Annotated in this window: 11 protein-coding genes; 8 read left to right on the top strand and 3 right to left on the bottom strand. The window is 60.9% G+C overall.

Features of this window, described 5'->3' with window-relative positions; all coding sequences use genetic code 11:
* Nucleotides 1-5 precede the first annotated feature (5 nt).
* Complete coding sequence (locus BLS87_RS04945) at nt 6-1,253, bottom strand: MFS transporter (protein ID WP_074750661.1); 1,248 nt, start codon at nt 1,251-1,253, stop codon at nt 6-8.
* A gap of 292 nt (nt 1,254-1,545) precedes the next feature.
* On the opposite strand from BLS87_RS04945, the gene pmrG reads away from it, so the two are divergent.
* The 6 genes from pmrG to BLS87_RS04915 all read left to right on the top strand — a co-directional run bounded on the left by pmrG (nt 1,546) and on the right by BLS87_RS04915 (nt 8,335).
* Entirely contained in the window at nt 1,546-2,226 is a 681-nt protein-coding gene (gene pmrG / locus BLS87_RS04940; protein ID WP_143024297.1) for a lipopolysaccharide core heptose(II)-phosphate phosphatase PmrG, read from the top strand.
* Between the two features lie 166 nt (nt 2,227-2,392).
* Nucleotides 2,393-4,108, top strand: coding sequence for a lipid IV(A) 4-amino-4-deoxy-L-arabinosyltransferase (gene arnT / locus BLS87_RS04935; protein ID WP_083370602.1), 1,716 nt, complete (start codon nt 2,393-2,395; stop codon nt 4,106-4,108).
* A 72-nt stretch (nt 4,109-4,180) separates the two neighbouring features.
* Nucleotides 4,181-5,080 (top strand): LysR family transcriptional regulator, encoded by a 900-nt coding sequence (locus tag BLS87_RS04930; protein ID WP_074750659.1) that lies wholly within the window; start codon nt 4,181-4,183, stop codon nt 5,078-5,080.
* A gap of 104 nt (nt 5,081-5,184) precedes the next feature.
* A complete protein-coding gene (locus tag BLS87_RS04925) occupies nt 5,185-6,357 on the top strand; it encodes an FAD binding domain-containing protein (protein WP_074750656.1) in 1,173 nt (390 codons plus the stop codon).
* Nucleotides 6,358-6,547: 190 nt separating this feature from the next.
* Nucleotides 6,548-7,654 carry an alkene reductase gene (locus BLS87_RS04920; protein WP_074750654.1) on the top strand — a complete coding sequence of 369 codons (1,107 nt, stop codon included), beginning with the start codon at nt 6,548-6,550 and terminating at the stop codon, nt 7,652-7,654.
* Nucleotides 7,655-7,684: 30 nt separating this feature from the next.
* Nucleotides 7,685-8,335 carry a DsbA family protein gene (locus BLS87_RS04915; RefSeq protein ID WP_074750652.1) on the top strand — a complete coding sequence of 217 codons (651 nt, stop codon included), beginning with the start codon at nt 7,685-7,687 and terminating at the stop codon, nt 8,333-8,335.
* Nucleotides 8,336-8,407: 72 nt separating this feature from the next.
* Here the strand turns inward: BLS87_RS04915 and BLS87_RS04910 are convergent, their stop codons facing one another.
* Complete coding sequence (locus BLS87_RS04910; RefSeq protein ID WP_083370601.1) at nt 8,408-9,199, bottom strand: alpha/beta fold hydrolase; 792 nt, start codon at nt 9,197-9,199, stop codon at nt 8,408-8,410.
* A 307-nt stretch (nt 9,200-9,506) separates the two neighbouring features.
* Between BLS87_RS04910 and BLS87_RS04905 the strand changes: the two genes are divergently transcribed.
* A complete protein-coding gene (locus tag BLS87_RS04905; protein ID WP_074750650.1) occupies nt 9,507-9,779 on the top strand; it encodes a DUF2790 domain-containing protein in 273 nt (90 codons plus the stop codon).
* A 38-nt stretch (nt 9,780-9,817) separates the two neighbouring features.
* Here the strand turns inward: BLS87_RS04905 and BLS87_RS04900 are convergent, their stop codons facing one another.
* Complete coding sequence (locus tag BLS87_RS04900) at nt 9,818-10,522, bottom strand: GntR family transcriptional regulator (protein ID WP_074750648.1); 705 nt, start codon at nt 10,520-10,522, stop codon at nt 9,818-9,820.
* Between the two features lie 157 nt (nt 10,523-10,679).
* Between BLS87_RS04900 and BLS87_RS04895 the strand changes: the two genes are divergently transcribed.
* Nucleotides 10,680-11,885, top strand: coding sequence for a pyridoxal-phosphate-dependent aminotransferase family protein (locus tag BLS87_RS04895; RefSeq protein ID WP_074750646.1), 1,206 nt, complete (start codon nt 10,680-10,682; stop codon nt 11,883-11,885).
* Nucleotides 11,886-11,940: the final 55 nt, after the last annotated feature.

Here is an 11,940-nt window from a genome sequence, read left to right as displayed (position 1 = left end):
GGTTGTCACCGCACACTCACCGGGCGCATGACCAGCATCACTGCCGCACACGCCGCCATCAACACGCAGGTGGCAATGAACACAATCGGCATGCCGAAATGGCCGCCCAGGTAACCGCCGGTCAGCGGCCCGAGCACCTGACCGACGTATTGGCTTGAGGTGGAATAACCCAACATTCGCCCCGCCACAATGTCCGGGACCGAGTGACGAATGATCGCGGCGATGCACGGCAGCAGACCACCCAACGCGATCCCCATGAGAAAGCGCAGTACCACCAGTTGCCATTCGTTGCTGACGAACGCCTGCGGGATCAGCAGCACAGCCGCCGCGCTGAGGCACCCGATCACCACCTTCCAATGGCCGATGCGGTCCGCCAGCTTGCCGATGCGCGACGCCGACAACACGCTGGCCAAAGCCGTCGCGGACATCACCAGACCCGCCATCAAAGTCACGTTCTTGGTGTGCAACTGGATCAGGTACACCGTGATGATGGGCTCGATGGACATGATCGAGAACATCACCAGACACGCCACCACGAACATCGTGACCACCGGCTTTTTATCCGGAATCACGTCCCATGGGCGCACCGTCACCGGCTTGGGTGCTCCAGCGGCTCGCCTGGGTCGCGGCGTTTCCTTCATCAGAAACAAGGTGGCGAGAAAGGTCAGGAAGATCACGCCACCCGCCAGAAAGAACGTGTTGCGTATGCCGATCAGTGGCGGCAGGAGCCCGCCAATCAAGGGGCCGGTGAGATTGCCTGCCATGATCCCCGACGACAGCGTGCCCAGTGCCCAGCCGGAGCGCTCTTTGGGGGTCTGCGTCGCCACCAGAATCGTCGCGCCCGACGCGTACCCGCCCAACAACCCGGCCAACAGGCGCAACCCCACCAGCTGATAAATGTTCTCCGCCAGGCCAATCAACGACATCGCGATGGCCATCCCGAGGCTTGCCCGGATCAACATCAGCTTGCGCCCATAGCGATCGCCCAAGCGCCCCCAGAGCGGTGCCGTCAGCGCCGCCGACAGAAATGTCGCACCGAATGCCACGCCCGACCATTGCACGATGGCCGGGGGATCACTGACGCCCAGATGTTCGACATACAGCGGCAGGAACGGCAGCAACAGCGTCATGGCGACGATCGTGGTGAAGGCACCGAAAACGCAGACGGTCAGGTTGCGCTTCCAGTGACGCTCAGCGACGGACGGGTCGGCAGCAGACGGTTGTGAAGGGGCGGATGGCGGCTGAACGCTCATGTCAGGTCCTTTGTCGTGTGGGCCGTCTAGGGTAGAGGGCCGGTCTCCATAAATAAAATTCATGTTTTTTATAGTATGGATTCCATAAAGGAATGCCCGTATTCAGCAATCGAGTGCGGATGCCGTCGCGGCGTTTTCCGTTTGTTTCACTTTCGTGACCCGCAAATTTTTCACAGTGCCTTCACCCCCGCTCCACCTCCCGATCCTTAACGTGGTGCTCATCGCATTCTCGGGGCGAGCGTGTGCTCGCACTGCCCGTCTTCACATTTGCAACAGGTATCAGGTGACACCCATGTCCAACGTTTCAATCGGATTGCTCGGGCTGTTCAAACGAGGAAAAAAGAGCTCACGTCGCTGGATCATTCTCGGCATCGCGCTGATGGTCACCATGACCACGGGCTTCATTGTCTGGCCGGTGTCGCCAGCGGTTCTGGACATGAGCAATCCAGAGTCGCCGGACGTCATCAGCCTGAAGGAATCTTGGCGCCGAGGCGATGTGGTGGTTCTGGTACGGCACGCCGAGCGTTGCGACCGTTCCAGCAATGAGTGTCTGGGGCCAGCCGACGGGATCACCCTGCTCGGCAGCGCGGAGTCACAGCAGCTAGGCCGTTCCTATGCACAATGGGGACTGGACAGCACTGACATCATGCACAGCCCCATCACCCGGACAGCACAGACCGCGCAGTTCATGTTCGACGCCCGATCCGTCAGCCAACAATGGCTGGCGGATTGCGGGAAGACGATGCGCGATGATGTGCTCTCGCACAAACAGGCGCAGCACAATCTCATCCTGGTCACCCACAGCGGTTGTATCAGCGACTTTGAAAAACAGACCGGTTTCAAGCATGCCGCGATGAGCGAATACGACAGCTCGCTATTCGTACGGGTCTCGCCCGACGGCAGCATGAAAGTGCTCGGTATTGCCAACATGCCCAATTGGCCGATCGTGCCGCTCGTCACTATCAATCGCTGACGTCGGATCTCTTCCCTGATGACGCGCAATTCGCCTGACGCCCAAGGAGCCTCAAGCATGTCGTTTATGCAGCCGTTTTTCTGGAACAACACGCGTCAGGGTTCACAGCCTGTCTCTGCTGTGTTCCGTGGCCCGGATCGCGTCATTTACTCCCGGAAAACCGTCCATGAACAGCGCTAACTTCAAGGTACTGCCAGACAAGCGTTTTGCGTCGACCTCGACCATTGATTTCGTCGCGAGGTGGGGCATACCCCTGCTGGCCGCCGCGTTCATTCTTTTTTATCTGATTCCGCTGACATTTCATGGCCTGTGGATACCCGATGAAACGCGCTACGCCCAGATCAGTCAGGAGATGCTTAGCACCGGTCACTGGGCGGCGCCCCATTTCATGGGCCTGCGCTATTTCGAAAAACCGGTCGCCGGCTACTGGTGGATCGCTGCCGGTCAAGCCGTGTTTGGCAGCAATCTTTTTGGTGTGCGCATTGCGTCGGCGCTCAGCACCGGGCTCAGCGTGATACTGGTCTATCGGCTTGCCCGGCATCTGTGGCGCGATTCGGCCAAAAGCTTTGTCTGCGCAATGCTCTACATGAGTTTCGGGCTCGTCGCCGGCCAGGCGGGGTACACCAACCTGGATCCCCAGTTCACGCTCTGGGCCAATCTCAGTCTTGTAAGCGTCTGGTTCGCGCTGGACGCGACATCATCCCGTCACCGGCGGCTGGCGTGGATCACCGTCGGGGCCGCATGTGCCATCGGGTTCATGACCAAGGGATTCCTGGCGTTCGTGCTCCCCGTCCTGGTCACACTCCCGTTCATGATCTGGCAGCGGCGCGCCCTCGACGTCGTGCGCGGCGGTGTTCTGGCTGTGCTGGTCGCAGCGGCCGTATGCCTGCCGTGGGTGCTGACGGTGAACGCCCAGGAACCTGACTTCTGGCATTTTTTCTTCTGGAATGAACATGTTCGTCGGTTCGCCGCCCAGGACGCTCAACATGCCCAGCCGTGGTGGTTTTACCTGCCGTTGCTGGCGGCCTCAAGCCTACCCTGGGCAGGCATGCTGGTCCCTGCGCTGCGCACCGCGTGGCTTGGCAAAGCGACTCCCGCCACCGGTTTTTTTCTGCTCTGGTTGATCGTGCCGCTGATCTTTTTCAGCTTCAGCCGCGGCAAACTGCCGACCTACATCATGCCTTGCCTGTTGCCGTTGGCGATGCTGGCGGGTCACGCACTCATCGGGCGCATTCGCGACAACGACGGCCGCGCTGTCCGATGGAACGGGCTGCTCAACCTGTTGCTCGCCGTGATGGCGATGGTGGGTCTGATCTATGTTCAGATCGCCCGCCCCGTCTTCGAACGCCAGGACCTGTTCGCATTGACGCTGGTCTACGTCGTGCTGCTGGTCTGGATCATTTGCAACGGGCTGTCAGTGATGCGCCCGCTGAAAATGTGGCTTGCGCCTGCAGTAGGTATCGGGGTGCTCGTCGCGCTGCTGCCTGGCGCCATGCCCGCCTCCATGGTCGCCAGCAAAATGCCGGATCAGTTCATCGCAACCCACCTGGACGAGCTCCGGCAGAGCGACCGTTTGCTCAGCAATGATCTGGGGGCAGCGTCCGCGCTTGCCTGGCGTTTGAACCGGCCGGATGTCGATCTCTATAACATCGTCGGGGAATTGAAGTACGGCATTGGTTATCCGGACGCCACGCAACGCCAGGTCGACCTCGACAAGGTCCAGCAATGGATGACGCAGGCGCGCACGCTTGGCTCGGTCGGTGTGGTGATGAGGGTAAACAGCACCGAGGAAGTACAGGAAGTTGAACGGCTGCCCATCGACGGCAAACGCTACGAGCAAGGCAACCTCACGATCCTGATCTTCCCCAAGCTGGGGCCTTAGGGGCAGGACGTTGGCGGCATGACACCGACCGCCTACACTGCCCGCACAGAGTGCAGGTATGACGGAAGGTCAATGGACAAGCTGCTCGCCTTGAAGATGTTCGTGGAAACCGTCGACGCCAAAGGCTTTTCAGCCGCGGCCCGACAATTGGGCATGGCGACGTCCAGTGTGACGCGCATGATCGACTCGCTCGAAGCGGAGTTGGGAACCGTGCTGTTCAACCGCTCGACCCGCCAGGTCACGGTGTCCGACGCCGGCGCCGCGTACTACTCGCGCGCACGCAAGATTCTTGAAGACGTGGCGGACGCCGACGCGACCGTGATGGACAGTGACGACGAGCCTTCGGGGCCGCTGCGCATCTCGGTGCCAACCGCTTTCGGGCGGACCATCATCGCACCGAAGCTGGGTGCACTGATGAGTCGCTACCCTCGCCTGGAACTGGACATCACCCTCACCGACAGCATTGTTGACCTGTTTAGCGAGCGGGTTGACCTGTCGATACGCCTGGGCTCCGCTGCCCCCATGGACGGCGTGGTCAGCCGCCCGGTCGGGACGTTTCGGCGTCGGGTGATCGCCAGCGCCGGTTACCTCGAGCAGCACGGCGAGCCCCAGACACCGGCTGAACTCTCCAACCACGACTGCCTGCGCTTCAATTTCGGCAATCCCCAGCAAGCCTGGACCTTTCTCTCGATCGACGGAGAAACTCGCGTCTCCGTCAACGGCCGCTTCAAAAGCAACAACGCCGAAGTCCTTCGTGAACTGGCGCTGGCAGGCACTGGCATCGCCCTGCTCCCCGACTGGTTGATCGATCAGGACATCGACGCCGGACGGCTGGTCGAACTGTTCGAAAACAGCCCGGCCTACCCGGACAACGCCAAAAGCGAAATCTCGGCGCTGTACCTGCCCAACCACCGTGGCTCGAAGCGGGTGAAGGCGTTTATTGCGTTCATGCAGGAGATGATGTCCAGCTGACGCTCTTGCACCCAGCGCAACGCGCTTTTGCGTCAGCGGCGGATTCTCCGAACACGGCAGCAGCTCTAGTGTGTCGGCATTCACCGCACCCGGAGCGCAACCCCATGAACGACTCATCTCCCCTTCAATTACCCGCGCCTGCGGGCAAAGCGTTGATCATCGGGGGCTCACTGGGCGGGTTGTTCGCAGCGACGGCGTTGCGCGCGATCGGCTGGCAGGTCGAAGTGTTCGAACGCTCACCCGCAGCGCTGGACAGTCGGGGCGGCGGCATCGTGCTGCAACCTGATGTGTTGAGGGCATTCGATTTTTCCGGTATCCAGCACACCCATGCGCTGGGTGTGCGCTCCCGGCACCGGGTCTTTCTGGATGCTGCTGGCAAGATCCGCCACAACCAGTTGGCGCCGCAAACCCAGACGTCGTGGAACAGCCTTTACGCCGCGCTGATGTCGGGTCTACCCAGCGAGCATTACCACCGTGGCGCGACCCTGATCGACATTCAGCAGCACGACTACGCAGTCACCGCCACGTTTGAAGGCGGCCAGCAGGTAAAAGGCGATCTATTGATTGGCGCCGACGGCGGCCACTCCACGGTCCGCAGTCTTGTGCTGCCGGATGTGCAACCCGACTATTCGGGGTATCTGGTGTGGCGCGGGCTGGTCGACGAACGCGACCTGCCGGACCAGGCCAGGGCCCCGCTGTACGAAAATTTCGTGTTTCAGCAAAGCCCGGAGTCACTGATGTTGACGTACATGGTCCCCGGCGCGGATGGTTCAACCCGGGTTGGCGAACGCCGGTTCAACTGGCTCTGGTACCTGAAAGCCGCGCCCGGCGCCGAGCTGGACGCTGCATTGACGGACCACGCTGGCCTGCGCCGCCCGCATTCGGTGCCGCCGGGTGCCATGGCGCCTGCACAGGAAGCCGCCTTCCGGGCGTTGGCCAAGGGGCGCATCAATCCCGCGTTTCTTGAACTGATCTGCCTCACCCAGGCCATCTTCGTGCAATCGATCCAGGACCTTAAAGTCCCTCGCATGGTGTTTGACCGAGTGCTGCTGACAGGTGACGCCGCGTTTCTTCCACGGCCACACACCGCAGGAAGTACGGCCAAGGCGGCGGCCAATGCGGTGGCGCTGGCCCAGGCACTCAAGCACCAACCTGATCTGCACAAAGCGCTCGCCGCGTGGCAGCACGATCAATTGCGCGAAGGCGCGCAGATGGTCGACTGGGGCATCTCGATGGGCAACCGGATCATGGGCATCGATCCGCTCTCCACCCGATGAGCCTCGCCGTGAACACTCATCAGCGCCCCGCCCTTGCGGGGCTTTTTTTGCTGTCCAGAAATGACGCCTGGAACGTCAGCATTGCGCTAAACGCGAAGCACCGTTGCGCCGTCGACCCATTCTCCCGCCCCGCCCGAACGCCTACCGTAGAGCCATCTAACACACCCTTCAAGCCTGCGAGGCAACCCTCATGAAACTCTTTTCCCCCATCAAGCTTGGCAACCTGACGCTCAACCATCGCGTGGCCATGGCGCCGCTCACCCGCTCCCGTGCCGGTCAACCCGGCAACGTGCCGACCCCGATGAACGTCGAGTATTACCGCCAGCGCGCGTCCGCGGCACTGATCGTCACCGAAGCCACGCAGATCTCGCAGCAAGGCCAGGGTTATGCGTGGACACCCGGCATCCACAGCGCTGAACAGGTGGCCGGCTGGAAACAGGTCAGTGACGCGGTGCACGCCGAGGGCGGCCGGATGTTCCTGCAGTTGTGGCATGTCGGCCGCGTCTCGCACCCCGTGTTTCAGCCTGAGGGCGGGTTGCCGGTGGCACCCAGCGCCCTGCCGGTTCCGGGCAAGACGTTCATCATCGATGAGCACGGCCATGGCGTCTGGGGCGATGTTCCGGTCCCGCAAGCCCTGACCGTCGAAGGCATTCAAGCGATCATCGAGGACTACCGCGTCGCCGCGCGCAACGCGCTGCTGGCAGGCATGGACGGCGTCGAGATTCACGCCGGTAACGGCTATCTGCTGGATCAGTTCATTAACTCGGCGAGTAATCATCGCACCGATGAATACGGCGGCTCCCTGGAAAAACGAGCACGACTGGTGCTGGAGGTCACTCGCGCGGTCGTCGAGGAAGTCGGGGCGGATCGCGTGGCCGTTCGACTGACGCCGATGGGGCGCTTCATGGGCATGGGCGATGAGACCCCGGAAGAAACCTTCAGCTACATCGTTCGCCAGCTCGACACCCTGAACCTTGCGTACTTGCACCTGGTGGAACCGGCCATGGTGGGCACCGTGCGCGACGAGCAATTCGATCCTCGTTGGGACGCAATCATTGCGCGTCTGCGCAGCGAGTTCAAAGGCGTCCTGATGCTGGCGGGCGGTTATGACCAACAGACCGCCGAACGGGCCTTACAGGAAGGCCGCGCCGACCTCATCGCCTTTGGGCGCCCGTTCATTGCCAACCCCGACCTGCCAGCGCGCCTGCAGGGGAACCACCCGCTGAACCCGGCCGATGGCAACAGCTTTTTCGGCGGTGATGCGCGCGGCTATATCGACTACCCGGCACTGGTTTGAACGCCCCTAGCGCCTCTGGAGGAACCCGGCATGAGCACTGCAACCCTGCATTACCTGTATGACCCCTTCTGCGGCTGGTGCTATGGCGCGGCGCCGATGATCAGCGCCGCCATGAGTGTCCCAGGCGTTCATGTTCAGCCACAGGGCATCGGCATGCTGTCCGGGGACAAGCGCCGCACAATGTCACCCGAATGGCGCGACTTCGTTCGTCCCCATGAAACGCGCATCACGTTCTACAGCAAACAGACGTTTGGCGATGCTTACGTCAATGGGCTTCAGGAACGCGACGACGTGGTGCTCGACTCCTCACTGCCGATCGCCGCGATGCTGGCCGCAGAAGCGCTGTCCGGACGCGGGGTGGAGATGCTCAAGCGTTTGCAGGTCGCGTATTACCAGGAAGGTCGGGCGATTGCCGATATCGCCGTGATCATCGATGTGGCCGAAGTGCTGGGTTATGACCCACAAACGTTCGAAGGCCAACTCCTGGCGCTGCTCGATGACGGTATCGAACAGCATCTGGAAAGCAGCCATGCCGTCATGCGACGCATGGGTGCGCAAGGCGTCCCGGCATTTGCCCTGGAGATCGACGGTCAGTGGGAAGTGTTGGCATTCGGGCATTACTTGAGCCGCCCGGAGCTGTTTCGCAAGGACCTCGAAGCGCGGGTGAACCGCGCGGCGTAGTGGCCCGGCTTGCGGACGGTTGCGCTTGCAAGAGCGCGTTCGCCAGCAAGCCAGACGGCTACGACAATCGAATCACGGCGCGTCCTGCGCGTGCTGCGCGGCCTGTTCGATCAGCGCAGCGACTTCCTTGGGATGCGACTCGTATACCGCATGACTGGCACCGTCGATTTCGATGGTGTGCGCATTAGCGCGCCTGGCGTACATGCGTTCAAGGTCCGGGTTGATCATCCGATCCGCTTTGGCCACTGCGTACCAGCTGGGCTTGGTCTTCCATGCGGCCACCGTGGCGGGCGTGGTGAACACGGAAGCTGACGTCAGGAATTGCGCATTGGCTTCGAACTCTGCCTGAGCCTTGGGCAAGTCAGCGGCGAAATCGGCAGGGTAAAACGCCGGATCGAGGTACAGGAAGCCGTCGTCGGTCTTTTTCACCGCCTTGGTGGCATTGGGGTAAAGCTTGCCGTTCGCCGCTTCGGTTTCACCGACATCCAGCGCGTGGGCGGCGATATACACCAACCCGGCAACGTGCGCGTCCTCGCCCGCATTGGAAATCACCGCGCCGCCATAGCTGTGCCCGACCAAAATGGTCGGTCCGTCCTGCATCGCCAAAATGCGTTTGACGGCTGTGACGTCATCATTGAAAGACGTCAAAGGGTGTGCAGCCACCGAGACGTGATAGCCGTCCTTGACCAGAATGTCGTACACCGGCTTCCAGCCGGCGCCATTCACAAATGCGCCATGCACCAGCACGATGTTGTGGACCGGCGCAGCCGATGCCGTACTCGCCATGCCGACCGAGGTCAGGGCGAATGCGGCGATCGCCAACGCAGCGCGAAGTTTGCTCAGTTTCAAAGAACGGGTTTTCATAAAGTCAGCGTCTCGAACAGGGAAAGTGTGAACACGTGATGCATTCAGTGAATGTCCCTTGCAAGACGCGCTTGATCCGCTTTTATTCCGCCGCGTCAAACAATAATGCCCGGCGTACGTTATCCCTCTCTAAACAGGCAACAGGTCTTTTACCGACAGCAAAGCACCGGTTCGTGCGCATCATCACACGTGATGACGCCTATCGACAGACAGTATTTCTAAGCGAACCGACGCACTCCCTAGAATGACGCCATCAGCCAGCCCTTTCGCTATCGCCGCTTGCACTATTGCTTCGTTGGAGCCCGTCATGAAATACGCACTGTTTGCCGCTTTGTCGATGTTCAGTCTGTTCGCGTCGGCCAACGATACGCCCGGCCAGACAGCGGCCACAGCCGCCACGGACGTTCAGTACGACTACTCGCAGGACCTCGACATCGCCAAGGTGGTGCGAATCAGTAACGCCAGTTCAGCGACCAACGCATGCGGCCCGGTCAAGGCACAAATGGAATACGTGGACAGCAAGGGTGTCTCGCACAAACTTGAATACACCCGGCTGGGTGATGAGTGTGGTAACGGTTAAACCGCAGCGGATCGACGTGTCGGCAGTTGCTGTTCCGTTCATTCGCTTCCCTGCCCCAGCATCAGCATCAACGCATCGCGCTTGGCCAACAGGTGCTGCCGCAGAATGGCACTCAAGCGTTTACCGTCGCGCGCTTCCAGCGCCTGGATCATGTCTTCATGATCGTGCACCGCACGTTCCCACTTCGGCGCTTGCAGGTTCGAGCGAAAACGTAATGCCTGTATTCGCCCGTTCAACGCCATGTACGTCTGTCGCAGCGCCGAGTTGCGCGCAGCGAGGTTGATCAGGTCGTGAATGGCACGATTGCGTTGGTAGTAGCCGGGAAGGTCATTCTGGTTTTTGCACACCACCATCGCGTAATGCAGCGCCTTGATCTCGTCCAGCTCTTCAGAGGTGATCCGCTCGCACGCCAGTTCGCCGGCGAACGCTTCCAGACCGCTCATCAGCTCAAACGCTTCGCGGATGTCCAATTCCGACATACGGGCAACGCTGGCGCCCCGATTGGGTGAGATCTCGATGAGCCCTTCAGCTTCCAGAACCTTCAGCGCTTCTCGCAAGGGCGTGCGGGAAATACCAAGGGTCTCGCACAACTCACGCTCGTTGAGTTTGGTCCCTGCGCCCAGCGTGCCTTCAATGATAAAGCTGCGCAGATGCTCTACCACGGTGTCATGAAGACGTTGACGCTCCAGCTTGGGCAGTTGCTTCACGCCTTCCGTGGGCATCGAGAAATCTGAATCTTGCATACAAAGTCCTCACAGTGATGCTCGGATACTAAGACAAAATTTCGGCCTCTGCGGCGGAAAATCGTGTTTTTGCGCGCTTGCGCTCACACATTTGACGCGCGTCAAACCAGTGCTAATGTATTTTGCATTCAAAATACAAAAACAGAGGCGTATCTCCATGAAGCTCGATTTCCACCCAGCCGGTCGTCATTTTCTGCAAATCCCTGGGCCCAGCCCGGTCCCGGACCGCATTCTGCGTGCCATGAGCTACCCCACCATCGACCACCGAGGTCCTGAATTCGCCGAATTGGGTCTCAAGGTGCTGACGGGTATCAAGCAGGTCTTCAAAACCACCCAGCCCGTCATCATTTATCCGGCCTCCGGCACAGGCGCCTGGGAAGCGGCGCTGTGCAATACCCTGAGCGCGGGAGACAAGGTCCTGATGTTCGAAACCGGTCACTTCGCCACGCTGTGGAAGAAGATGGCTGAAAGCCTGGGCATCGAGCCGGAGTTCCTCGGTTTGCCAGGCATCGAAGGCTGGCGCTATGGCGTGGACGCCGACAAGATCGAAGCGCGTTTGCGCCGCGACACCGCACACAGCATCAAAGCCGTGTGCGTGGTGCACAACGAAACCAGTACCGGCGTGACATCCGACATCGCTTCCGTGCGCAAGGCCATCGACGCTGCCGGACACCCTGCGCTGCTGTTGGTCGACACCATCTCAGGCCTGGCCTCGGCAGATTATCGTCATGACGAATGGGGCGTGGACGTGACGGTGTCGGGTTCGCAGAAAGGCCTGATGCTTCCGCCGGGCATCAGTTTCAACGCCGTGTCCGCCAAAGCCGTCGCTGCCAGTCAAAACGCACGTTTGCCGCGCAGTTTCTGGGCGTGGGACGAAATCATCGAGATGAACAAGACCGGTTACTGGCCGTACACCCCCAATACCAACCTGCTGTATGGGCTGTCCGAAGCGCTGGACATGATCCTCGGCGAAGGCCTGGACAATGTGTTCGCCCGCCACAACCGCCTGGCGCAAGCCTGCCGGACGGCCGTCAATGCCTGGGGGCTGCCGATCCAGTGCGCGGACCCGTCGGTGTACAGCCCCGTGCTGACGGGCGTGATGACGCCCGACGGCGTGGATGCGGATCAGGTGCGCAAGGTCATCTACGAACGCTTCGACATGTCACTGGGCACCGGGCTCGGCAAAATGAAAGGCCGGATGTTCCGCATCGGCCATCTGGGTGACTGCAACGACCTGACGTTGATGGCGACTCTGGCCGGTTGCGAGATGGGCCTGCAAATGGCCGGGGTGAAACTCAGCGGCAGCGGCGTGGCCGCGGCCATGGATTTCATCGGCTCGCAGCACGTCCCTTTCCAGCGATGAACAGCCGTTCAAGCGGCAACTCACTTGCCGCTTGAGGCCTGCAACCTGCTTCTGC

The sequence above is a fragment of the Pseudomonas abietaniphila genome, assembly GCF_900100795.1.
In the GTDB taxonomy this organism is placed as follows: domain Bacteria; phylum Pseudomonadota; class Gammaproteobacteria; order Pseudomonadales; family Pseudomonadaceae; genus Aquipseudomonas; species Aquipseudomonas abietaniphila.
Note: the sequence above shows the minus strand (reverse complement) of the source record. Positions and strands in the feature narration are given on the sequence as shown.

Excerpts from the sequence above, each read along its gene's own strand:
- BLS87_RS04945 (WP_074750661.1), bottom strand. The coding sequence starts at position 1,253 with ATGAGCGTTCAGCCGCCATCCGCCCCTTCACAACCGTCTGCTGCCGAC.
- pmrG (WP_143024297.1), top strand. The coding sequence starts at position 1,546 with ATGTCCAACGTTTCAATCGGATTGCTCGGGCTGTTCAAACGAGGAAAA.
- arnT (WP_083370602.1), top strand. The coding sequence starts at position 2,393 with ATGAACAGCGCTAACTTCAAGGTACTGCCAGACAAGCGTTTTGCGTCG.
- BLS87_RS04930 (WP_074750659.1), top strand. The coding sequence starts at position 4,181 with ATGGACAAGCTGCTCGCCTTGAAGATGTTCGTGGAAACCGTCGACGCC.
- BLS87_RS04925 (WP_074750656.1), top strand. The coding sequence starts at position 5,185 with ATGAACGACTCATCTCCCCTTCAATTACCCGCGCCTGCGGGCAAAGCG.
- BLS87_RS04920 (WP_074750654.1), top strand. The coding sequence starts at position 6,548 with ATGAAACTCTTTTCCCCCATCAAGCTTGGCAACCTGACGCTCAACCAT.
- BLS87_RS04915 (WP_074750652.1), top strand. The coding sequence starts at position 7,685 with ATGAGCACTGCAACCCTGCATTACCTGTATGACCCCTTCTGCGGCTGG.
- BLS87_RS04910 (WP_083370601.1), bottom strand. The coding sequence starts at position 9,199 with ATGAAAACCCGTTCTTTGAAACTGAGCAAACTTCGCGCTGCGTTGGCG.
- BLS87_RS04905 (WP_074750650.1), top strand. The coding sequence starts at position 9,507 with ATGAAATACGCACTGTTTGCCGCTTTGTCGATGTTCAGTCTGTTCGCG.
- BLS87_RS04900 (WP_074750648.1), bottom strand. The coding sequence starts at position 10,522 with ATGCAAGATTCAGATTTCTCGATGCCCACGGAAGGCGTGAAGCAACTG.
- BLS87_RS04895 (WP_074750646.1), top strand. The coding sequence starts at position 10,680 with ATGAAGCTCGATTTCCACCCAGCCGGTCGTCATTTTCTGCAAATCCCT.